The organism is Sphingobium sp. CR28, assembly GCF_052327305.1.
In the GTDB taxonomy this organism is placed as follows: domain Bacteria; phylum Pseudomonadota; class Alphaproteobacteria; order Sphingomonadales; family Sphingomonadaceae; genus Sphingobium.
Map to the genome: position 1 here is coordinate 527,695 of NZ_CP182486.1, position 23,799 is coordinate 551,493.

Genomic DNA, 23,799 nt, shown 5'->3' on the forward strand with positions numbered 1-23,799 from the left:
CCATATGGGGGCCGTCGAATGCCGCTGCGATCAGAACGAACCGTAGCGCTCGTTGCCGACGAAACCCATCTTCGAAACGCCGCTGCGCTTGATGACGGCGAGAACCTCGTCGACAGTCACGTAGCGGGCATTTGCGTCGGGCTCGAACTGCAGCTCGGGCTCAGGGTTCATGCGCTTTGTCGCATCCAGATACTGACGCAGCACCAGCTGATCGATCGGTGAACCGTTCCAGTATACGGTGCTGTCCGCACCGATGCCCAGCTTGTTCTTTACCGGATCGACAATGGGCTGATCCTGCGGCGGGGTGTTCTGCGGTAGGTCGATCTTCACCGCGTGGGTTTGGATCGGAATGGTGATGATGAACATGATGAGGAGCACGAGCATGACGTCGATCAACGGCGTCGTGTTCATGTCCATCATCGGCTCGCCGTCATCGCGGCCCGCACTCATAGCCATCGGGCTATACTCCTCTCAATCTGGCCGTCAGAGACGACGGATGCTGATCGAACCGGGCTCAGGCTCGGAAATGAATCCGACCTTGGGATAGCCCGCACGCTGCATCGTGAAGATGGTGCCACCGATGCACTTGTAGGGCACGTCGATGTCGCCGCGAATATGCACTTCGGGCAGATCGTCCGGGTTCATGTTCTGAACGCCGCCGGCCTTCTCGATGTCCTTCTTGAGCTTGTCCACCGCGCGGGTAAGCAAGTCGTCAGAAGTCACGCGAGTCAGGTTCCAGTAGACGCCGCACGAGCCGTCGGCTTCCTTGATGACGCTGAGCGAGACATTCTCCGGCTTCGTCGTGGTGGGCTCGAAAGCCACCTTGGGAAGCCGGATCGGCACCGTCTGGATCACGACAGGAACGGCGATGAGAAAGATGATGAGAAGCACCAGCATGACGTCCACGAGGGGCGTCGTGTTGATGTCCGACATTGGAGCGTCGTCACCACCCGATGATGTACTAATTGCCATCGATCGAAAATCCTATTGCTTGCTTTTGGCGAATGACGCTGGCGGTATGGCCGGCCCCGAAAGGAGCCGGCCAAATCCGTCAGATCAAGCCTTGGCAGCCACGGGCTTGGCGGCGGCAACCGGAGCGGCAGCCACGACCGGGCGAACCGCGCCGTTCGAGACCATGTAGCCAAGCAGGTCGTTGTTGAAGCCCGAGAGGTCTTCGGCAATCGACTTGTTGCGACGCTGCAGGAAGTTGAACGCGAGCACTGCGGGAACCGCGACGACGAGACCCAGAGCGGTCATGATGAGCGCTTCACCGACCGGACCGGCGACCGCGTCGATCGATGCCTGGCCGGACGCGCCGATCTTGATGAGCGCGCGATAGATGCCGACCACGGTACCGAACAGACCGATGAACGGCGAGGTCGCACCGACGGTCGCGAGGAACGCGAGACCACCGCCCAGACGGGAGTTGATCGCCGCTTCCGAGCGAGCGAGCGAAGCATGCATCCAGTCATGCGCCTCGACCGGATCGGTCAGCTTGTTGTGGTGCTCCTGAGCCAGGATGCCGTCATCGACCAGCTGCTTGTAGGCGCTGTTCTTCTCCAGCTTGGCCGAACCTTCCTTGAGGCTCGTCGCGCGCCAGAACGTGCCACGGACCTTCTTGCCCTGATTGATCACCTTCTGCTGCTCGATGAGCTTAGTGAACAGGATGAAGAACGTGCCGACCGACATGCCGACGAGAATGATGAAAACGGTCCAGGCGATGACACCGCCCTGCTCGAGCGCTTCCATGAGGCCGTAAGGGTTATTGCCAGCTGCCGGCGCGGCGGCGGCCATAATCTGAGTGAACATTTAGATTATCCTCTTCAAACCAGTCTATAAAGCTGGCGGGCCAGGATCTTGTCCGGCCCGCCGGGAAGTCGAATTATTTCGGTATCTGCCACGTCACGCGGCGAGTGCCGGTAGACGCGATCGGATTGCCTGCCTGATCCTGCGCAGGCGTGAACCGCCCACGACGCATCATCAGACGACAGGTCGTTTCATCGAGGTCAGAATTTCCGCTCGATGATGTAACACGGCAAGCCGTGACGCGACCGTCCGCACCGATATCGTAAGAGATACCGGTAGTACCTTCCGCTTCCTCACGCAGAGCGCGCGCAGGATAGTCGTCCGTACCGAACCACGCAGCTGCGTTACCCCGGGGACCGGCAGCCTTGCTCACGACAGGCGCGGGCGGAGGCGGCGGTGCGGGCGGCGCTGTGGGCGCCGGCGGCAGCGGTGGCGGCAGCACGGGCGTTGCCATGATCGGCGGAGCCGGTGATGGCAGGGCGACCTGCGGCGGCGGTATATAGACCGGGGGTGGCGGAACCGGCTGATCCGGTGGTGGTGGCGGCGGCTCTTCCTCTGGTGGCGGTGGTTCTTCCTTAATATCCACCACGTTCAGCTGTTCCGCAGCCTTCTTGATATATTGTACGCCCAGACCCGTCACGAAGGCATAGCCGAGGACTGCATGAATCAAGGCGACAATGATGATCGATATCGTCCGACTCGACGATTGCGAGTGGTCAGCGTAAGCCATTCAGCAACGACACTCCTTGAACCCATTATCCGAAACGCCCCGGCTCCACCGCCCACGAACCGCCACAATTCGTGCACGGAAACAAACCCGGAATACCGGGGACCAATTTCGTAGCAGATACCTATCGCGGCATTTCCGCTCTGGCAAACGCTTTGTTGGCACTAGGTCAAACGCCGGTTACAGCATGTAAAAGTGGGGCGGGGAACGTTAGAGGAGTATGCCTGAGATCATGACAGCGACCCGCTTTTCACATCCGGATGTCAGTTTTCGAAGGTCCGGGTTTCGCCTCATTTTCGCCGGATTCCTTACCGGAATCTTGTCTTCCGCTGCAATCGCGCGGAAGGAACCGGCCCCTTTGCCCCCTCCCCCTTATGCTCTCGTCGCGGATCAGGCGACGCAGGCGGAGGCGATTGCCCATGTACGCGTCAGGTCGGTCGCACAGCTTGCGCCGGATCGCGCTCCGGGCCTCCGGGCCGGCGAAGCGCGCTATTATGTCGAGGCGGAGTCGACGAGCCTGATTCGCGGCAATGCCGGCCTTGCCCAGCGCATCTCGTTCCTGGTCGATGGATCGCCGGACAAGAAGGCGCACCCCGTCGTAAAAGGGCAGGAGTATCTTATCTTCGGCAGCGTCGGTGCCCGGGTGGATCAGTTCCGGTTGCTCTCGGCCAAGAGCGTCGTCCCCTGGAGCTCCGCATCTGAAGCGCTGACTCGCAAAATCGTTGGCGAGATCATCGCACCGAACGCGCCGCCAGCCATCAGTCGCATCGAGTCGGCTTTTCATGTCGCAGGCAATGTGACCGGCGAAAGCGAAAGCCAGATCTTCCTGCAGACTGAGGATAAGCGGCCCATTTCATTGTCGATTATCCGCCGGCCGGACGAGACGCCGTCCTACACCGTTTCGATCGGAGAAGTCGTGGGCGAGGACGGCCAACTGCCGCCCAAGGATACGTTGCTCTGGTATCGCCTCGCTTGTCATCTGCCCGCCGACCTGCCGCAACAGGCGCTCAGCGGCGTCGAACCGAACGACGCACAGGCGGCGCGCCGGGATTATCGGGAGATGATGGCGGCGCTTGGTCCCTGTTCACGATAGACGCCCAGCGATAGCGCGGCGCGGGCGACTTCCCTCTCGGGCTTCGAACGACTAAGGGCGGCGGGCCTTGATGAAGGCAAGCGGCAGACAGGGAAACGAACAGGCATGAACGAGAGCAGAGCGCTCAGGCTGGCGATAGTCGGACTCGGCACCGTGGGCGCCGGAGTGATTCGGCTGCTGACCGAAAATCGGGATCTTATTTCTCGTCGCGCCGGCCGGCCGATTGAGGTCGTGGCGATTTCCGCGCGGGACCGGTCCAAGGATCGCGGCATCGACCTGTCTCCTTATGAATGGGTCGACGACATGGGCAGCCTTGCGACCCGTGCGGACGTCGACGTCATCGTCGAGCTGATCGGCGGCGCGGATGGCCCTGCCCTTACGCTTGCCCGCCAGGCGCTCGCCAACGGCAAGCCCTTCGTGACCGCCAATAAGGCCATGATCGCGCATCATGGCCTTGGTTTGGCCGGCGAAGCGGAAAAGGCAGACGTTCCCCTAAAGTACGAGGCGGCAGTTGCCGGGGGTATCCCCGTGATCAAGGGCCTGCGGGAAGGCGCGGCCGCCAATCGCATCATGCGGGTCTATGGCATTCTCAACGGCACCTGTAATTTCATCCTTTCCACTATGGAGAAGGACGGCAGCCCCTTTGCGCAGGTGCTGAAAGAGGCGCAGGACAAGGGATATGCGGAAGCCGACCCCAGCTTCGACATCGACGGGATCGACGCCGCGCACAAGCTCTCCATTCTTGCGAGCCTCGCTTTCGGCACGGAGATCGATTTCGCATCCGTGGACATTACCGGCATCCGCCATGTTCTGGCTGCTGACATTCGTGAGGCTGCCGCGCTTGGCTACAAGGTGCGCCTTGTCGGCCTTGCCGAATGTGAAGGCGAAGGCGAGGAGAGCCTCGGCCTGTTCCAGCGCGTCCACCCCATGCTGGTGCCGCTGGATCATCCCCTCGCCCATGTCGGCGGCGCGCTCAATGCCGTGGTGGCGGAAGGCAATTTCGTCGGCCGGCTGTTCTTTCAGGGCGCCGGTGCGGGCGAAGGGCCAACGGCTTCGGCGGTGGTTGCAGATATCATCGATGTCGCGCGCGACGAATATGGTCCAGCCTTCGCCATGCCGGCGGAATGGCTGGAGCGTCAGGTGAAGGCCGATGCCGGCCAGCGTCAGGGTCGCGCTTATCTTCGCTTCCGGGTGCAGGACAAGCCCGGCGTGCTGGCCGAAATCACGGCAGCGATGCGCGATGCGAGCGTCTCCATCGAGAGCGTCATCCAGCGCGCGGTGACGGACGGCGACGGCGTACTGGTTGCTATTGTGACCCATAATGGGGCACTTTCCGCGATTGATGAAGTGATTGCGCGCCTGTCCGGATCGGACAGTCTGCTCGATGCGCCGATGGTGATGCACATATTGGATTGAGGGCTGCGGGCGGCCCCACCCTCGCCTTTGCCCCGCTCGTCGCGCCTGTGAGTGCGGCCGACATTTATCGGCGCAGCACTTATCGACAACGTTGCGCTCCTCGCCTATCCGGACCTCAAGTTTTTAACGGCAGAAGGGGTGTGCAGACCATGGTGAAGCCGAGTTCAGTTCTCGATCGCGTTCTCGTCCTCGAAATGGTCCGCGTGACCGAGGCTGCAGCCATCGCTTGCTCCGAGCTCATCGGTCGTGGCGACGAGAAGGCGGCGGACGCTGCCGCGGTCGAAGCGATGCGCAAGGCGTTCGACGAGCTCTACATGGACGGCACGGTGGTGATCGGCGAAGGCGAGCGCGATGAGGCGCCCATGCTCTATATTGGCGAGAAGGTCGGCGGCGCGCCCGGAAAAGGGCCGAAGATCGACATCGCGCTCGATCCGCTGGAGGGCACGACCATCACTGCCAAGGCGGGGCCGAATGCTCTTGCCGTGCTCGCTGCCGGCGAGGCCGGATGCCTGCTGAACGCGCCCGACGTCTATATGGACAAGATCGCGGTTGGTCCCGGCTATCCCGAGGGGATCATCGATCTCACCAAATCACCGCGCGAGAATGTCGAGGCCGTCGCGAAGGCCAAGGGCGTCGCCCCGCACGAGATCATCGTGTGCGTGCTGGATCGTCCCCGGCATGAGAAGATGATCGCGGAGTTGCGCGAAGTCGGCTGCGGCGTCATGCTCATTCCAGACGGCGACGTCGCGGGCGTCATCGCCACGACGAATCCGGAAACCACGATCGACATCTACATGGGATCGGGCGGCGCGCCAGAGGGCGTTCTCGCCTGTGCTGCGCTGCGCTGCGTCGGTGGCCAGTTCAAGGGGCGCCTGCTGTTCCGCAACGACGACGAGCGCGCCCGTGCCCGCAAATGGGGCATTGCGGACCTCGACAAGATCTACGACCTTTGCGACCTTGCAAAGGGCGACTGCATCTTCGCTGCCACTGGCGTGACCAACGGGTCGCTGCTTGGCGGCGTCAAGCGGCTGCCCGGCGGCCGCCTGACGACCGAAAGCGTCGTCATGCGCGCCTCATCCGGCACTGTGCGCTGGGTCAAGGGCGAGCACCGCATTCACGGCAACGCGGACTGATTTGCTGCCGCGCTCGCGGGGCATCATATCGCGGCTTCCCTTTTTTCGTCACCCCGGGCTTGACCCGGGGTCCAGCTTTACTGGCCCGATAGGGTTGAGAAGCGGGATCCCGGCTCAGAGGCCGGGATGACGTAGAGCAACTGCCCTACTTTTTCAGCCGGTAGCCCGTGCGGAACATCCAGGTGATGATGCCAAGGCAGATCGCCAGCATCGCCGTGACGAACGCCACGGAGAATCCCATGGCGACATCCCCCTTGCCGAAGAACGTCCAGCGGAAGCCGCTAATGAGATAGACGACCGGGTTGAACAGCGTGATCGTCCGCCAGGGCTCGGGCAGCATATGCACCGAGTAGAAGGCGCCACCCAGGAATGTCATGGGCGTGACGATGAGCAGCGGGATGACCTGCAACTGCTCGAAGCTCTGCGCCCAAATGCCCAGTATGAAGCCGAACAGGCAGAAGCTGATCGCGATCAATGCCATGAACGCAATCATGGCGAACGGATGAGCAATGGGCAGCGAGACGAAGAGATGCGCCGTCGCGAAGATGACGAGGCCCACGATCATCGCCTTGGTCGCCGCCGCGCCAACATAACCCATGATCGTTTCAAGCGGAGAGACGGGCGCGGAGAGCAGCTCGTAGATCGTACCGCTGAACTTGGGCATGTAGATGCCGAAGCTGGCGTTGAAGATGCTCTCGGTAAACATGGAGAGCATGATGAGGCCGGGCACGATATAGGCGGCATAGGGGATGCCATCCACTTCCGTCATGCGCGCGCCGATCGCGCTGCCGAACACCACGAAGTAGAGCGAGGTCGTAATCGCTGGCACGACGAGGCCAGTGAGCAGCGTCCTGCGGAAGCGGTTCATCTCGAAGCGATAGATCGCGCCGACTGCATGCAGGTTCATGCGCGGCTCTCCTGCACGGCAGGCGCGTGGACGAGACTCACGAAAATATCCTCCAGCGAGCTCTCTCGCGTTCCCAGATCCTTGTAGCCGATGCCAAGGTCGCCCAGCCGCCGCAGCAGCGCGGAAACGCCGGTTCGCTCGGCCTGACTGTCGAACACATATTCGATCACATGCCCCTCATCCAGCAGATCGAGCGGCCATTCGCCCAGCCCCTCGGGCAGCGCGCCCAGCGGGTCGCTTAGCGTCACCTGCAGCGTCTTGCGCCCCAGCTTCTTCATGAGCGCCGCCTTCTCCTCGACGAGGATGAGTTCGCCCTTGGCGATCACGCCCACCCGGTCGGCCATTTCCTCGGCCTCCTCGATATAGTGAGTCGTGAGGATGATCGTCGCGCCGCTCTCGCGCAGTTGCCGCACCAGTTTCCACATGTCGCGGCGCAGCTCTACGTCCACACCGGCGGTTGGCTCGTCGAGGAAGAGCAGGCGCGGCTCATGAGCCAGCGCCTTGGCGATCATCACCCGGCGCTTCATGCCGCCGGAAAGCTCCTGGATCTTGGATTCTCGCTTTTCCCAGAGGGAGAGGTCGCGCAGAATCTTCTCGATCAGCGCGTCGTCACGCGGCTTGCCGAAGAGGCCACGGCTGAACCGCACTGTGTCGATCACCCGCTCGAACATGTCGGTCGAGAGTTCCTGCGGCACGAGACCGATCGTCGAGCGCGCCTGCCGATAATCCTGCACGATGTCGTGGCCCGCCACGGTGACGCTACCTTCCGTGGCGCGCACCAGCCCGCAGATGATCGAGATAAGCGTCGTCTTGCCCGCGCCGTTCGGCCCCAACAGCGCGAAAATCTCGCCGGCGCGCACGTCCAGATCGAAACTGCCGAGCGCCCGGTGGCCGCTCGCATAGCTTTTGCCCACACCGCGGACCGAGAGGATTTCTGACATGGGCACGGAGCTAAGCAATCGTAACGGGAATGCAAGAGTAGCAGTTGCGAACTTTGCATCGACGGCGTTCAAGCCAATATTACGTTTGATGCACAGCGTAATAACTCATATCGAAAGCGCATGGATCTGGCTCGCCCGCTTCGCACCGTTCGCCCCCTCGCTCGTTGGCGGCTCTCTTTCGTTCTGGCCAGCGCGGCCTTTCTGGTCGCTGCAGCACCGCCTGCGGCGGATATGCCTCGCTTCGCGCACTGGATCGACGGCACCACCGCGAACGAGCCCGAGACGCAAGTCCAGACGATCGACTCGAACACATTCGTGATTCGCCAGTCTGTCGCGACCAATTTCGAGGCGCCGTTTCTCTATCTCCTCTTCGGCAAGGATCGTGCTCTGCTGATCGACACCGGCGCCGGAGGCCTAAAGATCCGCCCGACCATCGACCGGCTGATCGCGGACTGGCAAGCAAAGCACGGCAAGCGCCCGGTTCACCTGGTGGTTGCGCATTCGCACAGCCATGGCGATCACCATGCGGGGGACAGCGAGTTTCGCGACCGGCCCGATACCGATGTCGTGGGCCTCAAGCCCGAGGAGGTCGCGGCCTACTTCCACATCGCGCGCTGGCCGGACGATATTGCCCGCTTCGATTTGGGCGGGCGCGTTCTCGATCTCATTCCCACGCCCGGCCACGAGCCAGCGCACATGATGGTCTATGACACGCGCACGCGGCTGCTGTTCTCCGGGGACATGATCTATCCGGGTCGGCTCTATGTGCCGGTGCCCAAATTCGGAGAGTATCGCGCAAGCGTCGACCGGCTCGCCGCCTTCGCCGCCAAGCATCCGATCCGCGCGCTGCTTGGCGCCCATATCGAGATGACCAGCACGCCGCAGCAGGACTATCCCATGCAGGCCAAGACCCATCCCTCGGAACACCCGCTTCCCCTCTCCCCTTCCGTGATCGGTGAGCTTCAGCAGGCGGTCGCGAAGATGGAGGCTGCCCCAGTAATCGACCGGCATACGGACTTCATCGTCTATCCGACGCGGCCCAGAACAGCCTCCTGAAGGGGCATACGGACTATGAGAACCGAGGCGCAGGGCGGACGGACATCTCGCGTCCATCTCCCCTGTCATTCCCGCGAACGCGGGAATCCAGTTCTGAGTTGGCTCTTTGGGCAATGCGATTGATCGAGCCGAAACGCTTGTAGGCAATCCCTCTACTCTCACCCGTGCCGCTTTTGGCCTGGATGGATTCCCGCGTTCGCAGGAATGACAAAGAACGGGCCTGTCCTTTATCGCGCTACTTCAACCCCATGTCCTACATCCCTTCGCCCATGTTACCGCCACAGAGCCGCCTCCTGAGCAGGGATGCAGTTGCCGTCGTGGCCCCCTCGTTTTTTTTCGCCTAAGGACTAGAACCTTTAGAACCTTTCGACGGCCCTCCCCCGTCCCGTGGCGGCGGGCTGGCCGCCCTCACTGGTAAAGGATACCTGCGCGCCATCATGGCCTTCGCTCTCGATATAGAACGCTCGCTGACCGGGCAGAGCTGGCGCTGGCGCGGCGGGGCTCCGGCGGGGACGCGTGGCTCGATGCTGCACGATCTGCTGCGCGCGCGGGGCGTCGTCCCTGAAGATCTGATCCGCGAGGAAAGCCCCACGATCCGCGCTTTCATGCCCGATCCGGGGCTCTTCCGGGATATGGAGCGCGCTGCCGATCGGCTCGCCGCTGCGGTGATGGCTGGCGAGCGCATCACCATCTTCGGCGATTATGACGTGGATGGTGCCACCAGCGCGGCATTGCTCATCCTACTGCTGCGCGATCTCGGTCTGGAAGCCGGTGCCTATATCCCCGACCGGCTGATGGAAGGCTATGGCCCCTCCGGCGATGCCCTGGTCGCCCTCGCCCGGCAGGGCTCCTCGCTCGTCGTCACGGTCGATTGCGGCGCGCAGGCCTTTGCGGCGCTGGAGGCAGCGCGAGAGGCAGGGCTGGATGTGATCGTGGTCGATCATCACCAATGCGCCACTGCCCTGCCCCCGGCCTTTGCGCTGGTGAACCCCAATCGGCTCGACGAGTGCGCGGAAGGCACGGCGCATGGCCATCTCGCCGCCGTCGGTGTCGCCTTCCTGCTCGGCGTCGCCCTCGTCCGCACGCTCCGCGCGCGCGGCTGGTTCGCCTCCCGGCCGGAGCCGGACCTGATGGCGCTGCTGGATATCGTCGCCCTCGGCACCGTGGCCGATGTCGCGCCGATCCGGGGTCTTAACCGCGCCTTCGTCGCTCAGGGACTGAAGGCCATGGCCCGGCAGCGCAATATCGGCCTTGTCGCGCTGCTTAGCGCCAGCCGCATCGAGCGCGCGCCGCTCTGCCATGATCTCGGCTTCGCGCTGGGGCCGCGCATTAACGCCGGTGGCCGGGTGGGTAGGTCCGATCTTGGTGTCCGCCTCCTCACCACCCGCGACCCTGCCGAAGCCCAGGCCATCGCACGGGAGCTTGATCGCCTCAATGAAGAGCGCCGCGCGATAGAGGCAGCGGTGCAGGAGCAGGCGCTGGCCCAGCTTTCCACCGTTGACGACCGCGCTGTCGCGGTGCTTTCCGGCGAAGGCTGGCACCCCGGCGTCATCGGCATCGTCGCCGGGCGCATCAAGGAGAAGACGGGCGTCCCTTCCATCGTCATCGCGCTTGACGAGAATGGCGTCGGCAAGGGGTCCGGCCGCTCGATCGGCGGAGTCGACCTCGGCGCGGCCGTGCTCGCCGCGAAGGAGAGCGGCCTTCTTGTCGCGGGCGGCGGCCACGCCATGGCGGCGGGCCTTACCATCGATCGCGCCAATGTGAGCGCACTCGCGGACTTTCTTGAAGAGCGGCTGACCCGCGACGTGGAACGCGCGCGGGCCGAGCGCGCCCTTCATGTGGACATTCTTGCCGCGCCCGGCGGCCTCACCCCTGCGCTCATCGCAGAGCTGGAAACGGCCGGTCCTTATGGCAATGGCTGGCCTGCGCCGCGCGTGGTGCTTGGCCCCGCCCGCATCGTGAAATGCGACATCGTGGGCACGGATCATGTGCGGATGATCGTCTCGGGCGACGATGGGCGCTCGCTCAAGGTCATGGGCTTCCGGCAAGGCGAGACGCCGCTGGGTCAGGCCCTGCTCAGCGCTCAGCCGGGCACACGCTGGTGGTTCGCAGGGCGCGCAAAGCTGGACGACTGGGGCGCCAGGCCTGCTGCAGAGCTCCACCTTGACGATGCGGCACCGGCTTGAGCCGTCCTTGGGCCTTGACCCCTGTCCGGTCAGCACCTAAAGGGGCCACCGCAGCCCGGCGGCAGTCCATGCGACGCCCGGTGCCGGCCCCTTCGTCTAGCGGTCAGGACGCGGCCCTCTCACGGCTGAAACGCGGGTTCGATTCCCGCAGGGGTCACCAGTTCATTCACCACATTGCGAACCGCTTCGCCTGCGAGACCCGCCTGCTCTCGGCACGCTCAGGTATGGCGAGCGCCTGTTGGCCCGTCTTATCCATTGCGCGCGCGCCCGCCTCAGGCTCAAAAAGGCCCAAACCGGACTCAGGAGAAGCATTATGCAGATCGGCATCATTGGCATGGGCCGCATGGGTGGGAACATTGCGCGGCGGCTGACGCGGGCGGGTCATGCGCCGGTCGTTTTCGATCGGGATGACGCTGCGGTGCATGCCGTCGTGGCGGACGGCGCGACCGGGGCGGCTTCGGTCGAGGAGCTCGTATCCCTGCTCCCCTCCCCACGCGCGGTCTGGGTCATGCTGCCAGCGGGCGAGATAACCGAAGGCATGGTGAGCCAGTTGGCAGGCCTGCTCTCTGCGGACGATGTCATCATTGATGGCGGCAACACCTTCTACAAGGACGACCTGCGCCGCACCGCCATGCTCAAGCCGCTGGGCATTCATTATGTCGATGTGGGAACGTCAGGCGGCGTGTGGGGCATCGACCGGGGTTATTGCATGATGATCGGCGGCGAAAAGGCAATCGTCGACTGGCTCGATCCCATATTCGATGCTCTGGCTCCCGGTCAGGGCACCATCCCCCGCACCTCGGGGCGTGAAGGCTCCAGCTACGATGCCCGAGCGGAAAAGGGCTATATCCATGCCGGCCCTCCGGGCGCCGGCCATTTCGTCAAGATGGTGCACAACGGGATCGAATATGGCCTCATGGCCGCCTATGCCGAAGGCTTCGATATCCTAAAGAACAAGGCATCGGAGCGGGTTCCCGAAGACGAGCGCTTCGACCTCAATCTCACCGACATCGCAGAGGTTTGGCGGCGCGGCTCGGTCATCTCGTCATGGCTGCTGGACCTTTCCGCCATCGCACTGGCCGACAATCCCCAGCTCAGCCAGTTCAGCGGCAAGGTCAACGACAGTGGCGAAGGCCGCTGGACGATCGACGCGGCAATGGAGGAAGCCGTTCCGGCCTATGTCCTCTCCGCTGCCCTCTTCTCGCGGTTCCGCTCACGCAGCGACAACACATTTGGCGAGCGGCTGCTCTCGGCCATGCGCGCCGGTTTCGGCGGCCATGTCGAGATGCCGCAGTGAGCAGGGATGGCGGCGCTCTTGCGCTGTCTCCTGAGGATATCGTCGCGGCCAAGGCATCGGCGGCAGCGAGCGCTGTCGCCCTCATAGAGCCGGGCATGTTGGTGGGGCTCGGTACCGGATCGACTGCGGCCCTCGCCATCGAAGCACTGGCTCAGAGAGCCGCCGCAGGGCTGAACATTCGGTGCGTGGCGACTTCGCTCGCGAGCGATGCGTTGGCCCGGCAGCGCGGACTGGACGTGATCGCGTTCGACGATGTGGCAGCGGTGGACCTCGCCATCGACGGCGCGGATAAAGTCGATCCCCAGCTCCGCGCGATCAAAGGCGCTGGCGGCGCCTTCTTGCGGGAGAAGATCGTGGCGCGGGCCGCCGCCCGGATGATCTGCATCGTGGATTCCACCAAGCGGGTCGCCGCACTTGGAAAGCGTCCGGTTCCGGTCGAGGTGCTGCCCTTCGCTCGCAGTTTCGTCGGCCGAGCCATCGCGCAACTGGGTGGCTCCGCTGTGCTGCGAGATGGCATGAGCGACCAGGGAAACATAATCCTGGATTGTCAGTGGCAGGTACTCAGTGATCTTGCGGGTCTCGACCGCCAGCTTTCAGACGTACCGGGCCTGGTGGGTCACGGGCTTTTTCTGAGCGAGATCGACGAGCTTCATGTTGGCGGCTCGTCCGGTGTGGAGATCGTCAAGCGGGCGTGATCGACCGCCGCTGCGGTCAGATCTCGACCTGGCTTCCCAGTTCGACCACGCGGTTCGTGGGCAGGCGGAAGAACTCCATCGCGCTTTCCGCGTTGCGCAGCATCCAGGCGAAGATTTTCTCGCGCCAGATCGGCATACCAGGGCGAGCAGAGGGGAGCAGGGTCTGGCGGGCCAAGAAGAAGCTGGTCTCCATCATCCGGAACTCCTGCCCGCAGGCAGTGACCTGAGCGAGCGCGGCAGGCACGTTCGCCTCCTCCATGAAGCCGAATTTGAGGACAAGCCGGAAGAAGCCGCGTCCCAGATCCTCGATCTCGCAGCGCTTCGTCGGGTCCACGGAGGGCACATCGGCGATCTTGACCGTCAGGAGGATGACCCGCTCGTGCAGCACCTTGTTGTGCTTGAGGTTGTGGAGCAGCGCGTGGGGCACGCCGTCCGCACTGGAGGTCATGAACACCGCCGTGCCCGCGACACGCACCGCGCTGTTCGCCGCAGACGCGACGAAGACCGGGATCGGCATGGCCGATTCGCGCAGCCGATCCATCATCAGCTTCCGGCCCCGCGACCATGTCGTGAGAAGCGTGAACACGATCATTCCCACCAGCAGCGGCACCCAGCCACCATCCACCAGCTTGGTGAGATTGGAGGCCAGATACATGCCGTCAACGAAGAAGAAGAGCGTGATCGCGCCGCCAGCAACCCACTTGTTCCAGGTCCATACCCGAAAGACCAGCACCATCATCATCAGCGAGGTGATGAACATCGTTCCAGTGACCGCGATACCATAAGCAGCCGCGAGATTCGTGGACTCCCGGAAGATCAGGATCAACAGGATCACCAGAATGAGCAGCACCCAGTTGACGAAGGGGATATAGATCTGGCCCTGCGCGGATGCGCTCGTATGCATGATGCGCAGACGCGGGATGAAGCCGAGCTGCACGGCCTGTTGCGTCACGGAGAATGCGCCTGAGATGACCGCCTGACTGGCGATGACCGTGGCGAGCGTCGCGAGGATCACCAGTGGAAGGCGCAAAGTCTCCGGTGCCATGAGGAAGAAAGGATTCTGCACCGCCGCAGGATCGTTCATTAGCAGGGCACATTGCCCCAGATAATTGAGCATAAGAGCCGGAAAAACGAGATAGATCCATGCCAGCGCGATCGGCCTGCGACCGAAATGGCCCATATCGGCGTAGAGCGCCTCCGCACCCGTAACCGCCAGCACCACGGAACCGAGCGCGAGAAAAGCACGAACCGGATCAGAAATCACAAGCTGTGCGATCCAGTAGGGGTTGAGCGCCGAGAGAACCTCCGGCCGCTGCAATATTTGATAGACGCCCAGCGCCGCCAATGTGAGAAAATAGACAAGAACGATCGGGCCGAACAGCTTGCCCATTGCATCCGTGCCGCGTGCCTGAAGAAAGAACAGGCCCACGATGATGACGAGCGCGATCGGCAGGACAAAGGGGCTCATCGACTGCTGCACCACCGTTAGCCCTTCCACCGCAGAAAGCACGGAAATGGCGGGGGTAATGATGCTATCCCCATAGAAAAGAGCAGTGGCGAAGACGCCGAGCATAATAAGGCCACTCGTCCAACGCTTACCGCCCGTTCTACGGGTGATGAGGGCAAGAAGCGCCATACTCCCTCCCTCCCCGTTATTGTCCGCACGCATGATGATGCCGACATATTTAACGGTGACGATGATCATCATCGTCCAGAAGATAAGACTCAGTACGCCATAGAGATGGACTAGATCGACCGGCAGTTCGTGATGGCCGATGAAGCTCTCTTTGAGCGCGTAGAGCGGGCTAGTACCAATGTCGCCAAAGACGACGCCTATCGCACCGAGAGCGAGCTTGGCCGTGCTCGCCGGCTCATGTCCACCAGATTGAAAATCCGGCGGAACGTCCTGCAGGCTGGCTTCCGACTGATGGGATGCCGTCATGGCTGCGTAGGAAGCGAATTCATCTGCCGCCAACCCCCTGGCGCCGGGTCATAACCGAGCGGCCGTGTCGCTAGCACTTTGTATAGCGCGCTGCAACGCACCATTACGGCGATCCTGTCGCGCCAGATTGCGGCTGTTCTCCCCCTTGCCGCTTTTCCATCGCATCGATGATCATGAGGTTGCGAGCCAACTCGAACCGCAGGGGATGATCTTCCGGCAAGTCCATCACAAGGCCGAGCCAAAGCTTGCGAGCATCTGCCATTCGGCCTGCCTGTGCCATTGCGAGACCGTAAAAATAGCGCGGCGCCACAGCGTAACGGGGAGAAAAGCGCTCAGCTTGCCGGAAGGCATAGTCGGCGGCGGGCGACATCACACCCTGAGTGTGAATCATGAGGGCATTGCCAAGCGCCACCCATAAAGCGGGATCGCGCGGATACTGCCGCAAACCTGCGGTAAGAGCGTTGGCGGCATCTATACTGTTACCCTGACGCGCCAATCCGTCGGAAAGAATGATCCACGAATTTGCCGGACCAAGCCGATCGCTCATCGCTTTTCTTCGATCGGCCAGCCTCTCGTCGAAACGAACGAGTCGCTTCGCGGCGTCGGGGGTTTGCTCAGGGAGAGCAGGCTGTCCCTGCCACGCATATCCAGCAAGGCCGACAAGAATGGCCGTCGCCGGGGCGAGCATATGCCGGAGCGGAATACGAGCGAACAGATAAAGCAAGGCGAGCGCTGCAACGGCAAGGCTCATGGCGATGAAAAGACCGGTCATGACTGGCGCCGCCTGCGCACGCGCCTCAGAGCAACCACCAGTCCGCCCACAATCAGAAGGATCGGTGCAGCCCAGAGCGGCCAGAGGACCGGCGTAGCGCTTGGCTTGTAGCTGATCCAATCTCCGTAGCGCTCGATAAGCCAGGCACGGATCGCTTCCGGCTGTTCCCCGCGAGCGATGCGTTCCCTTATCTCGGAGCGCAGATCGGCAGCCATGCTCGCGTTACTATCCGCGATCGACTGGCTTTGGCAGGTAAGACAGCGAATGCTCTCCATAAGCGCCTTCGCGTCCGCCTCTTGCGCCGGATCGGCAAGCTGGCGGTCTGCCCACGGTGCCGGGGGCAAAGCGGTCTGAGCCGCAAGCGCCGGCGCGACGAGAGCCAGAAGTAGCGTGAACAGCAGGGCTCTCATGCACCCGCCTCCGCCAATCGCGCAATGATCGTCTCAACGTCGGAAGCGTTGATCGCGCCAATGTGCTGGTATCGAATGATACCTTTCCCATCGATCACATAGGTTTCGGGCACACCGGACGAGCCCAGGCTGAACTGAAGGGCGCTGCGTTCATCAAGACCGATATGACGGTAGGGATTTCCGTAGCGAGTAAGGAAAGCGTCCACATCCTGCCGGGCGTCACGGACTGCGACCCCCTCGATGATGACGCCCCGCTGTGCAAGAGTAGCGAGTTGCGCCGCCTCCGCAGCACAGGGCACACACCAGCTCGCGAAGATATTGAGAAGGCGAGGCTTTCCGTCACTAAACTCTTCCGAAGTCAGCCCGTCCGCAGCACTAGCGCCTGCGGGCAACGCAAATTGCGGGAGGGGCTTACCGATCATCTTCGAGGTGACGACCTGTGTTTCCGGTCGACCAAGACCGAGGCTCAGCACGACCAGGAACGCAACGAACAACCCAAGGGGTAGCCAGATGAGCGCGCTGTTTTTCATGCTGGCGCCTCCAGCCGACGCAGACGACGCTGCCGCCACCACGGCCGCCCTACTCTGCCCAGCAGGGCCAAGGTGCCGCCCAACGCAATGAGCGCCCCGCCGAACCAGATATATGTCACGAAGGGCTTCCACCAGATCCTGACCTGCCAGCGCCCATCCTCCAGCTGCTCGCCAAGAACGACGTAAAGCTGTCCGTCCCAACGCGTGAGGAGCGCCGATTCGGTCGTAGGCGTAGGCGGATCTGGGAAGAAGCGGGCCTGTGGTCGCATCATGCGGGGCGCCCGATCATTCCTCGAAACGATGAAGCGCCCTTCGATCGCTGCCCAGTTCGGCCCGGCTACGGGCGAGACGCTCTGGAAACGAAGTGCCCAGTTGCCCAGCGCCACAGTTTCACCGGGGCGCACCGCCGCGAGACGTTCATGCGTGAAAGCGCTATCGGCGGCCATTCCGGCGAGGCTCACGGCGCAGCCGAAATGCGCGATAACCATGCCCCACGTAAAAAGAGGCGTTCGCAGGAGATTGCGCTTCCAGAGAGGCGCCAAGCTGCCCACTGCGACAGCGCCCGCGATGACCAGCCCCAGCAGGGGCAGAATGCCGATATGGCCCCAACTCGCCACGAGCACAGCAATCAGCGCGATCAAAGCCGCCAGGCCGGCGAGCCAGACGCGCTTTGCCACAACCTTCCCCTCGTCATGTCGCCAGCGCGTCACCGGCCCCACGATCATGAGCGCCATCAACGCAAGTGTGATCGGACCGATCACCGCATTGAAATAAGGCGGACCGACCGACACGCGCACGCCGGCCATTTCGGTGAGCAAGGGATAAAGCGTGCCGACCAGCACCAGGCCAAGGATCACGCAAAGCAGCAGGTTGTTACCGACCAGCATCGCTTCACGGCTCATCAGGTCAAATTGCTTACCTTCTCGCACTGTGCCGATGCGCACACCGAACAGCGCAAGAGCTCCTCCGATGTAGATGGCGAGCAGCGCGAGGATGAAAGTGCCGCGTTCCGGATCCACGGCAAAAGCGTGAACACTGGTCAATATGCCTGAGCGGACGAGGAACGTGCCAACCATCGACATAGCGAACGCCAGCACGGCAAGCATGACCGTCCAGGCGCGAAGAGCGTCTCGCGCGGAAAGAACATTGGTACTGTGGAGCAATGCGGTCGCCGCCAGCCACGGCATGAGCGACGCGTTCTCGACCGGGTCCCAGAACCACCAGCCGCCCCATCCCAGTTCGTAATAGGCCCAGTATGACCCCGCAGTGATGCCGAGTGTAAGGAGAACCCAGGCGCCGAGCACCCAGGGACGCATTGCACGAGCGAACTCAGCGTCAACACGTCTGGTCAGCAACGCTCCCACTGCGAAGGAAAAGGCGACCGAAAGGCCGACATAACCCAAATAAAGCGTGGGAGGATGAAAGGCGAGGCCGGGGTCCTGCAGCAAAGGATTGAGCCCCTGCCCGTCCGCCGGCGCAGGGTTCAAACGCGCAAAGGGATTGGAAGCGAACAGCAGAAACGCATAAAATCCGAGGCTGATTGCAGCCTGCGCGCCCAATGTCGCGACATGCGTCGCCCGATCCAGCTTACGCTCGAGCAGAGCAACGACAGCGCCTGCAACGCTCATCACGCTCACCCACAAGAGCATCGATCCCTCGTGATTGCCCCATGTGCCCGCGAGCTTGTAAAGCCACGGCTTCATCGAATGGCTATTTGCCGCGACGAGCAGCACCGACATGTCCGAACGTAGGAAGAGGGTAATCAGCAGAACGAACGACAGGAGCGTCAGTCCGCCCTGAACAATCGCGACGGGCCTCACCAAACCGCCCGTAGGATTGTTCGGATCTTTCACAGCTGTCCATGCGAGAACCAGTTGCAAACAGGCAAGCGCCGCCGCGAGCCAGAGCGCTGCAAGACCAGCTTCCGCGATCACGGATTGGCAGCCTTCACCTGATGCGTCTCCGCGTCATAGCTGATACCTTCCATCTCGCGCGGCATATATCGCTCATCATGCTTGGCCAGAAGGTTGGTCGCCTGAAAGGTTCCGCGCTCGTCAAACGCGCCTTCCGCGACCACTCCTGAGCCTTCGCGGAACAGGCTCGGCGCGATCCCCTGGAAGCGGGCCGGCACAGTTCCTTTTCCGTCGCTGACGACAAAATCAATCGCGACTCCGTCCTGCGCGCGCTTAAGGCTGCCCGGCACAACCATACCGCCAAGACGAATGGCGCGGCCCGCCTCAACGCTCGCCGCCTTCGCTTCGCTGGGCGTGTAAAAATAAGCCGCGCGGTCCTTCAGGGCAGATACCGCAAGCACGCCGGCACCGATCAGCGCGACCAGCGCCACCACGACCAGCATGAGCCGCTGGTGCTTTCCTCTTAACATTATAGCCATTAATCCCGCCGCTGCCCCTGTTCGGCTCGCGTTTCCGCCACGCGGGCAGAGCGCACGGCAAAAAACGTAGTCATAAGCGCAGCGCCCAGTGTGAGCGCATAAGCTAGAATGACAAAGGGCCAGGGATTCATAGGGAGCAGCCTTCAGCCTCGGGCCAGTCGGCGCTGACGCGCCTCTGCCTTATTAAGAGCCAGGATCGTTCGCATCCGCAGAAGCACGATCGCACTAAACCACAGCGAGAATCCGATGACGGTCAACCCTAACGGCCAGAGCATCGAAGCGTCGATACTGCTTCCTCGCACAGAGATGCTTTCGCCCTGATGAAGCGTGTTCCACCATGTGACCGATAGCTTGATGATCGGCAGATTGATGGTGCCGACGAGACCGAAAATTGCCGTCACGCGGCTGACACCGCCTTCTTCGCTGCGCTCCGCGCTCGACCGGGCCAGCGCAATATAGCCGATATAGAGAAAAAGCAGGATCAGCATGGACGTCATGCGCCCGTCCCACTCCCAATAAGTCCCCCAAGTTGGCCGCCCCCAGAGCGATCCGGTCACTAGACAGATCGCGGTGAAAAGCGCGCCCGGAACCGCGACGGCGCGCCCCGCGACCGCAGCGAGAGGGTGCCTCCAGACCAGTTGCATGACTGCCGCGATGGCGATGCCGCTCCAGCCCCCCATGCCGAGCCAGGCGGCCGGCACATGAATATAGAGAATGCGAGCACTCTCGCCCTGAAGGTAATCGGCGGGGGCCAAGAAAAGCCCCGCACCGCAGCCGAGCGCGATAAGGAGCAGGCCGCCCCAAAGCAGCCAGGGCGTCAATGGCCTCGCGATCGAGAGGAAGCGCCGGGGGTTGGCGAGCACATGCATCGCTCCCCCTTTAAGGGCTACGATCCTCCGTGGGAAGCCTCACATCTACGCGTAATAGGCGCGGTTTTCAGCGATTTGCCATTTTTCGTGACAATGGGGCGACAAACTCGTCGGGCGCTCCTATATGCGCCGGGACGGAGACGCGGAAAGAGCCTTCCGCCCGATTCTCCTGTCAGCGACTTGGAGATGCAGGAAGTCATGGGTTTCATCCCGAACGAGGCTGAATTGGCCCTGGACGCGCACATGTTGGTCACCCATCCTTTTGACGACGACAAGCTCCGTGAGGAATGCGGAATTTTTGGCGTCTATGACGCGGAAGGGGCAGCGGCGATGGTCGCGCTCGGTCTGCACGCCCTTCAGCATCGGGGACAGGAAGCGGCGGGCATCACCAGCTGGGACGGCCGGACCTTTCACAGCCACCGTGCAATGGGCCATGTGGCGGGAAACTTCGACCGGGACGAGGTTATTCGTGGCCTGGCCGGCAATGTCGCTTGCGGCCATGTCCGTTATTCGACAACCGGCGAGACTTCCGTCCGCAATGTCCAGCCGCTCTATGCGGACCTGTCATCCGGCGGCTTTGCGATCGCGCACAATGGGAACATTTCCAACGCGATGACGCTCAAAAAGGCGTTAGTTCGCGATGGTGCGATCTTCCAGTCGACCAGCGATACCGAAGTCATCATTCATCTCGTGGCGCGATCGAACTACCGCACCCTGCTCGACCGGTTCATCGACGCACTGAAGCAGGTCGAAGGAGCTTATTCGCTCATCTGCCTGACCAGCGAAGGCATGATCGCGTGCCGCGATCCTCTCGGTATTCGTCCACTGGTGATGGGCCGACTGGGCGAGTCCATCATCTTCGCCTCCGAAACGGTCGCCTTTGATGTCGTGGGCGCAGAGTATATCCGCAGCGTGGAGCCCGGCGAACTTATTGTGGTGACGCAGGACGGCGAAATTCGTTCGCATCATCCGTTCAACGAGACCCGCGCCCGCCCCTGCATTTTCGAGCACGTCTATTTTTCGCGCCCGGATTCGATTGTCGATGGCAGCAGCGTCTACTCGGTGCGCAAGGCGATCGGCGCACAACTCGCCATCGAAAGCCCGATAGACGCGGACTACATCATTCCGGTGCCGGACAGCGGCGTGCCTGCGGCGCTGGGATATGCGCAGCAGGCAAATATTCCGTTCGAGCTTGGTATCATTCGCTCGCACTATGTCGGCCGCACGTTCATTCAGCCGGGTGACAAGGTCCGGCATCTTGGCGTGAAACTCAAACATAACGCCAACCGCGCCCTGATTGCAGGCAAGCGCGTCATCCTCATCGATGACTCTATCGTTCGGGGAACGACAAGCCTGAAAATCGTGCAGATGATGCGCGAGGCCGGCGCGAGCGAAGTGCATATGCGCATCGCAAGCCCGCCCACGCGTCACAGCTGCTTTTATGGCGTCGATACGCCCGAGCGCGCCAAGCTGCTGGCCCATAAAATGGATGTCGCGCAAATGTGCGCCTTCATTCACGCCGATAGCCTGGCCTTTATTTCGATCGACGGTCTGTACAAGGCGCTGGGCGAAGCGGGACGAGACAGCCAAAACCCGCGCTATTGCGACGCCTGCTTCACGGGCGATTATCCCACTCGCCTTACCGATTTCGACGAAACGATAGAGGTCAACCAGCTTGAGCTCCTTCGCGAGCGAGTTGCCTGAACTTTCCTGAAAGCGCTTTCCATGACCGACACTGTCCTCAAGCCTCTTTCGGGGCGTCTTGCCCTTGTTACCGGGGCAAGTCGCGGCATAGGCGCGGAAACCGCCAAGGCGCTGGCCGCCGAGGGCGCACATGTGGTGCTCGTTGCGCGGACAAGCCAGGACCTTGAGAAGATAGAGGACGAAATCCACGCGGCGGGCGGCAGTGCCACGATCGCTCCGCTTGACCTCGTGGAAGCTGAGAGCATCGGCAAGCTCGCTCAGGCGATTTCTGGCCGCTGGGACTCACTCGATATCCTCGTCATTAACGCGGCAACGCTTGGCTCGCTGGCCGCTGTACCGGCGATCGACGTCAAGGAATTCGCGCGCTTGCTAACGCTCAACATCGCGGCTCCACAGGCTTTGATAGCCGCCTTCGATCCGCTGCTCCGCGCCAGTAAGGATGCGCGGGTGATCTCACTCTCCTCCGGAGTAGCGCCGCAGCCGCGTGCTTATTGGGGTGCCTATGGCGCCTCCAAGGCTGCGCTCGACAATCTTGTTGCCGCCTACGGGCAGGAAGTGCGGAACATCACGAATGTGCGCACGCACATCGTCGATCCTGGCCCAACGCGCACCGCAATGCGCGCCCGCGCCTATCCCGGCGAAGACCCGGCGAGCCTCAAAACTCCGGCTGTGGTCGCGCAGGCGATCGTAAATCTCATCGTCGCGGATACGCCCGACGGCTACCGGCTAGACCTGCCGAAATAACTCACGGCGGCTTTTAGAGCCTGCAGAAGATCAGCTCCACAAGTCCTTGATCTTGGTGAAGAAGCTGCTCGATTCGGGACATTCCTCGCCTGTCTCAAGCGAGCGAAACTCTTCGAGCAACTCCCGTTGGCGAGCAGTCAAGCGCGTCGGTGTCTCGACCTCAACCTGAACAACGAGATCGCCCTGCCCGCGCCCATTAAGCACTGGCATCCCAGCACCACGCTGGCGAATTTGCTTGCCCGACTGGATACCGGCAGGGATCTTGATTTCGTGGCCTTCCTGCGCGCCGAGCGCAGGCACGGTTACCGAGCCTCCCAAAGCGGCCAAGGTAAAGCTGATCGGCACCTTGCAGAAGAGATTGGTACCCTCGCGCTCGAAAATCGCGTGCCGGCGCACATGCAGGAAAATATAAAGGTCGCCGGGAGGCGCACCGCGTGGCCCGGCCTCGCCTTCACCGGACAGGCGAATACGCGTTCCCTCATCGACGCCAGCAGGAATCGCAACCTCAAGCCGCTTGGCCTTGTCGACGCGACCTTCGCCACGACATGACCGGCAGGGAGATTTGATCCGCTGCCCGGCGCCATGGCAGGCTGGGCAGGTCCGCTCGACGACAAAGAAGCCTTGCTGCGCCCGCACTTTGCCATGTCCGCCACAAGTCGGACAAGTCTCGACGCTAGTCCCCGGCTCTGCGCCTGTCCCCTTGCAGGGCTCGCACGCAGCCGAAACTTCAACTTCTATGGACGTGTTCTTGCCATAGAACGCGTCTTCGAGAGAGATTTCGAGATCATAGCGCAGGTCTGCGCCACGCCGGGCTTCCTGTCGCCCGCCGCCAAATCCCGCATTACCGAAGATCGTCTCGAAGATATCCCCGATATCGGAAAAGCCGCCATTGCTCCCGCCGAAGCCTCCGCCGCCCATTCCACCCTGCTGGAACGCCGCGTGACCGAAGCGGTCATAGGCTGCGCGCTTCTGCGGATCCTTGAGGCACTCATAGGCCTCGCCAATGGCTTTGAATTTTGCTTCGCTATCCTTGCAGCCCGGATTGCGGTCCGGATGAAATTGCATGGCCAGCTTGCGATAGGCGCTCTTTATCGTGCCTGCATCCGCTGTCCGCTCGACCGACAACAACTCGTAATAGTCGACTTCTGCGCTCATCCACCAACCGCCCGCTTAAAAAAG

Annotated in this window: 23 protein-coding genes and 1 tRNA gene; 10 read left to right on the forward strand and 14 right to left on the reverse strand. The window is 62.3% G+C overall.

Annotation, left to right across the window (positions count from 1 at the left end; genetic code table 11):
- Positions 1-30: 30 nt before the first annotated feature.
- The 4 genes from ACNAOH_RS02410 to ACNAOH_RS02425 all read right to left on the reverse strand — a co-directional run bounded on the left by ACNAOH_RS02410 (position 31) and on the right by ACNAOH_RS02425 (position 2,536).
- Positions 31-456, reverse strand: a complete 426-nt coding sequence (locus tag ACNAOH_RS02410; RefSeq protein WP_443971186.1) for an ExbD/TolR family protein — start codon at positions 454-456, stop codon at positions 31-33.
- A 27-nt stretch (positions 457-483) separates the two neighbouring features.
- Positions 484-972 (reverse strand): ExbD/TolR family protein, encoded by a 489-nt coding sequence (locus tag ACNAOH_RS02415; protein ID WP_443971187.1) that lies wholly within the window; start codon positions 970-972, stop codon positions 484-486.
- An 84-nt stretch (positions 973-1,056) separates the two neighbouring features.
- A complete protein-coding gene (locus ACNAOH_RS02420) occupies positions 1,057-1,809 on the reverse strand; it encodes a MotA/TolQ/ExbB proton channel family protein (RefSeq protein WP_443971188.1) in 753 nt (250 codons plus the stop codon).
- A 73-nt stretch (positions 1,810-1,882) separates the two neighbouring features.
- Positions 1,883-2,536 carry an energy transducer TonB gene (locus ACNAOH_RS02425; protein ID WP_443971189.1) on the reverse strand — a complete coding sequence of 218 codons (654 nt, stop codon included), beginning with the start codon at positions 2,534-2,536 and terminating at the stop codon, positions 1,883-1,885.
- A gap of 355 nt (positions 2,537-2,891) precedes the next feature.
- Between ACNAOH_RS02425 and ACNAOH_RS02430 the strand changes: the two genes are divergently transcribed.
- From ACNAOH_RS02430 to glpX, 3 genes are all read left to right on the forward strand, one after another.
- Positions 2,892-3,626 (forward strand): hypothetical protein, encoded by a 735-nt coding sequence (locus tag ACNAOH_RS02430; protein ID WP_443971190.1) that lies wholly within the window; start codon positions 2,892-2,894, stop codon positions 3,624-3,626.
- 105 nt (positions 3,627-3,731) lie between these two features.
- Positions 3,732-5,042, forward strand: a complete 1,311-nt coding sequence (locus ACNAOH_RS02435; protein ID WP_443971191.1) for a homoserine dehydrogenase — start codon at positions 3,732-3,734, stop codon at positions 5,040-5,042.
- Positions 5,043-5,191: 149 nt separating this feature from the next.
- Positions 5,192-6,175, forward strand: coding sequence for a class II fructose-bisphosphatase (gene glpX, locus ACNAOH_RS02440; protein ID WP_443971192.1), 984 nt, complete (start codon positions 5,192-5,194; stop codon positions 6,173-6,175).
- A 145-nt stretch (positions 6,176-6,320) separates the two neighbouring features.
- Here glpX and ACNAOH_RS02445 read toward each other — a convergent pair whose 3' ends face one another.
- Together ACNAOH_RS02445 and ACNAOH_RS02450 are read right to left on the reverse strand one after the other, a co-directional pair.
- Positions 6,321-7,082 (reverse strand): ABC transporter permease, encoded by a 762-nt coding sequence (locus ACNAOH_RS02445; protein WP_443971193.1) that lies wholly within the window; start codon positions 7,080-7,082, stop codon positions 6,321-6,323.
- Positions 7,079-8,023 (reverse strand): ABC transporter ATP-binding protein, encoded by a 945-nt coding sequence (locus tag ACNAOH_RS02450; protein ID WP_443972029.1) that lies wholly within the window; start codon positions 8,021-8,023, stop codon positions 7,079-7,081. The genes ACNAOH_RS02445 and ACNAOH_RS02450 overlap by 4 nt, the downstream gene beginning before the upstream one ends.
- Before the next feature lie 120 nt (positions 8,024-8,143).
- On the opposite strand from ACNAOH_RS02450, the gene ACNAOH_RS02455 reads away from it, so the two are divergent.
- The 5 genes from ACNAOH_RS02455 to rpiA all read left to right on the forward strand — a co-directional run bounded on the left by ACNAOH_RS02455 (position 8,144) and on the right by rpiA (position 13,257).
- On the forward strand, positions 8,144-9,079 hold the full coding sequence (locus tag ACNAOH_RS02455; RefSeq protein ID WP_443971194.1) for an MBL fold metallo-hydrolase: 936 nt from the start codon (positions 8,144-8,146) through the stop codon (positions 9,077-9,079).
- Positions 9,080-9,516: 437 nt separating this feature from the next.
- Entirely contained in the window at positions 9,517-11,265 is a 1,749-nt protein-coding gene (gene recJ / locus ACNAOH_RS02460; RefSeq protein WP_443971195.1) for a single-stranded-DNA-specific exonuclease RecJ, read from the forward strand.
- An 85-nt stretch (positions 11,266-11,350) separates the two neighbouring features.
- Positions 11,351-11,425, forward strand: a tRNA-Glu gene (locus ACNAOH_RS02465).
- A gap of 78 nt (positions 11,426-11,503) precedes the next feature.
- Complete coding sequence (gnd, locus tag ACNAOH_RS02470; protein WP_443971196.1) at positions 11,504-12,562, forward strand: phosphogluconate dehydrogenase (NAD(+)-dependent, decarboxylating); 1,059 nt, start codon at positions 11,504-11,506, stop codon at positions 12,560-12,562.
- A complete protein-coding gene (gene rpiA / locus ACNAOH_RS02475; protein ID WP_443971197.1) occupies positions 12,559-13,257 on the forward strand; it encodes a ribose-5-phosphate isomerase RpiA in 699 nt (232 codons plus the stop codon). Before gnd ends, rpiA begins: the two co-directional genes overlap by 4 nt.
- A 16-nt stretch (positions 13,258-13,273) precedes the next feature.
- Here the strand turns inward: rpiA and ACNAOH_RS02480 are convergent, their stop codons facing one another.
- The 7 genes from ACNAOH_RS02480 to ccmC all read right to left on the reverse strand — a co-directional run bounded on the left by ACNAOH_RS02480 (position 13,274) and on the right by ccmC (position 20,172).
- The gene (locus tag ACNAOH_RS02480; RefSeq protein WP_443971198.1) at positions 13,274-15,199 is read right to left on the reverse strand and encodes a potassium transporter Kup; all 1,926 of its coding nucleotides are present in this window, start codon (positions 15,197-15,199) and stop codon (positions 13,274-13,276) included.
- A 103-nt stretch (positions 15,200-15,302) separates the two neighbouring features.
- Positions 15,303-15,971 (reverse strand): tetratricopeptide repeat protein, encoded by a 669-nt coding sequence (locus ACNAOH_RS02485; protein ID WP_443971199.1) that lies wholly within the window; start codon positions 15,969-15,971, stop codon positions 15,303-15,305.
- Positions 15,968-16,381, reverse strand: coding sequence for a cytochrome c-type biogenesis protein (locus ACNAOH_RS02490; RefSeq protein ID WP_443971200.1), 414 nt, complete (start codon positions 16,379-16,381; stop codon positions 15,968-15,970). The genes ACNAOH_RS02485 and ACNAOH_RS02490 overlap by 4 nt, the downstream gene beginning before the upstream one ends.
- Positions 16,378-16,911: a DsbE family thiol:disulfide interchange protein gene (locus ACNAOH_RS02495; RefSeq protein ID WP_443971201.1), complete on the reverse strand. Its 534-nt coding sequence runs from the start codon at positions 16,909-16,911 to the stop codon at positions 16,378-16,380. The genes ACNAOH_RS02490 and ACNAOH_RS02495 overlap by 4 nt, the downstream gene beginning before the upstream one ends.
- Entirely contained in the window at positions 16,908-18,845 is a 1,938-nt protein-coding gene (locus ACNAOH_RS02500; protein ID WP_443971202.1) for a heme lyase CcmF/NrfE family subunit, read from the reverse strand. The genes ACNAOH_RS02495 and ACNAOH_RS02500 overlap by 4 nt, the downstream gene beginning before the upstream one ends.
- Positions 18,842-19,294, reverse strand: a complete 453-nt coding sequence (gene ccmE / locus ACNAOH_RS02505) for a cytochrome c maturation protein CcmE (RefSeq protein ID WP_443971203.1) — start codon at positions 19,292-19,294, stop codon at positions 18,842-18,844. The genes ACNAOH_RS02500 and ccmE overlap by 4 nt, the downstream gene beginning before the upstream one ends.
- Before the next feature lie 152 nt (positions 19,295-19,446).
- A complete protein-coding gene (gene ccmC / locus ACNAOH_RS02510; protein WP_443971204.1) occupies positions 19,447-20,172 on the reverse strand; it encodes a heme ABC transporter permease CcmC in 726 nt (241 codons plus the stop codon).
- Positions 20,173-20,415: 243 nt separating this feature from the next.
- On the opposite strand from ccmC, the gene purF reads away from it, so the two are divergent.
- Both purF and ACNAOH_RS02520 read left to right on the forward strand, forming a co-directional pair.
- Positions 20,416-21,876: an amidophosphoribosyltransferase gene (gene purF, locus ACNAOH_RS02515; RefSeq protein ID WP_443972030.1), complete on the forward strand. Its 1,461-nt coding sequence runs from the start codon at positions 20,416-20,418 to the stop codon at positions 21,874-21,876.
- 21 nt (positions 21,877-21,897) lie between these two features.
- Positions 21,898-22,620: an SDR family NAD(P)-dependent oxidoreductase gene (locus ACNAOH_RS02520; protein ID WP_443971205.1), complete on the forward strand. Its 723-nt coding sequence runs from the start codon at positions 21,898-21,900 to the stop codon at positions 22,618-22,620.
- Between the two features lie 30 nt (positions 22,621-22,650).
- On the opposite strand, the gene dnaJ is transcribed toward ACNAOH_RS02520, so the two are convergent.
- Complete coding sequence (gene dnaJ / locus ACNAOH_RS02525; protein WP_443971206.1) at positions 22,651-23,775, reverse strand: molecular chaperone DnaJ; 1,125 nt, start codon at positions 23,773-23,775, stop codon at positions 22,651-22,653.
- Positions 23,776-23,799 lie beyond the last annotated feature (24 nt).

Excerpts from the sequence above, each read along its gene's own strand:
- ACNAOH_RS02410 (WP_443971186.1), bottom strand. The coding sequence starts at position 456 with ATGGCTATGAGTGCGGGCCGCGATGACGGCGAGCCGATGATGGACATG.
- ACNAOH_RS02415 (WP_443971187.1), bottom strand. The coding sequence starts at position 972 with ATGGCAATTAGTACATCATCGGGTGGTGACGACGCTCCAATGTCGGAC.
- ACNAOH_RS02420 (WP_443971188.1), bottom strand. The coding sequence starts at position 1,809 with ATGTTCACTCAGATTATGGCCGCCGCCGCGCCGGCAGCTGGCAATAAC.
- ACNAOH_RS02425 (WP_443971189.1), bottom strand. The coding sequence starts at position 2,536 with ATGGCTTACGCTGACCACTCGCAATCGTCGAGTCGGACGATATCGATC.
- ACNAOH_RS02435 (WP_443971191.1), top strand. The coding sequence starts at position 3,732 with ATGAACGAGAGCAGAGCGCTCAGGCTGGCGATAGTCGGACTCGGCACC.
- glpX (WP_443971192.1), top strand. The coding sequence starts at position 5,192 with ATGGTGAAGCCGAGTTCAGTTCTCGATCGCGTTCTCGTCCTCGAAATG.
- ACNAOH_RS02445 (WP_443971193.1), bottom strand. The coding sequence starts at position 7,082 with ATGAACCTGCATGCAGTCGGCGCGATCTATCGCTTCGAGATGAACCGC.
- ACNAOH_RS02450 (WP_443972029.1), bottom strand. The coding sequence starts at position 8,023 with ATGTCAGAAATCCTCTCGGTCCGCGGTGTGGGCAAAAGCTATGCGAGC.
- ACNAOH_RS02455 (WP_443971194.1), top strand. The coding sequence starts at position 8,144 with ATGGATCTGGCTCGCCCGCTTCGCACCGTTCGCCCCCTCGCTCGTTGG.
- recJ (WP_443971195.1), top strand. The coding sequence starts at position 9,517 with ATGGCCTTCGCTCTCGATATAGAACGCTCGCTGACCGGGCAGAGCTGG.
- ACNAOH_RS02480 (WP_443971198.1), bottom strand. The coding sequence starts at position 15,199 with ATGACGGCATCCCATCAGTCGGAAGCCAGCCTGCAGGACGTTCCGCCG.
- ACNAOH_RS02485 (WP_443971199.1), bottom strand. The coding sequence starts at position 15,971 with ATGACCGGTCTTTTCATCGCCATGAGCCTTGCCGTTGCAGCGCTCGCC.
- ACNAOH_RS02490 (WP_443971200.1), bottom strand. The coding sequence starts at position 16,381 with ATGAGAGCCCTGCTGTTCACGCTACTTCTGGCTCTCGTCGCGCCGGCG.
- ACNAOH_RS02495 (WP_443971201.1), bottom strand. The coding sequence starts at position 16,911 with ATGAAAAACAGCGCGCTCATCTGGCTACCCCTTGGGTTGTTCGTTGCG.
- ccmE (WP_443971203.1), bottom strand. The coding sequence starts at position 19,294 with ATGTTAAGAGGAAAGCACCAGCGGCTCATGCTGGTCGTGGTGGCGCTG.
- ccmC (WP_443971204.1), bottom strand. The coding sequence starts at position 20,172 with ATGCATGTGCTCGCCAACCCCCGGCGCTTCCTCTCGATCGCGAGGCCA.
- purF (WP_443972030.1), top strand. The coding sequence starts at position 20,416 with ATGTTGGTCACCCATCCTTTTGACGACGACAAGCTCCGTGAGGAATGC.
- ACNAOH_RS02520 (WP_443971205.1), top strand. The coding sequence starts at position 21,898 with ATGACCGACACTGTCCTCAAGCCTCTTTCGGGGCGTCTTGCCCTTGTT.
- dnaJ (WP_443971206.1), bottom strand. The coding sequence starts at position 23,775 with ATGAGCGCAGAAGTCGACTATTACGAGTTGTTGTCGGTCGAGCGGACA.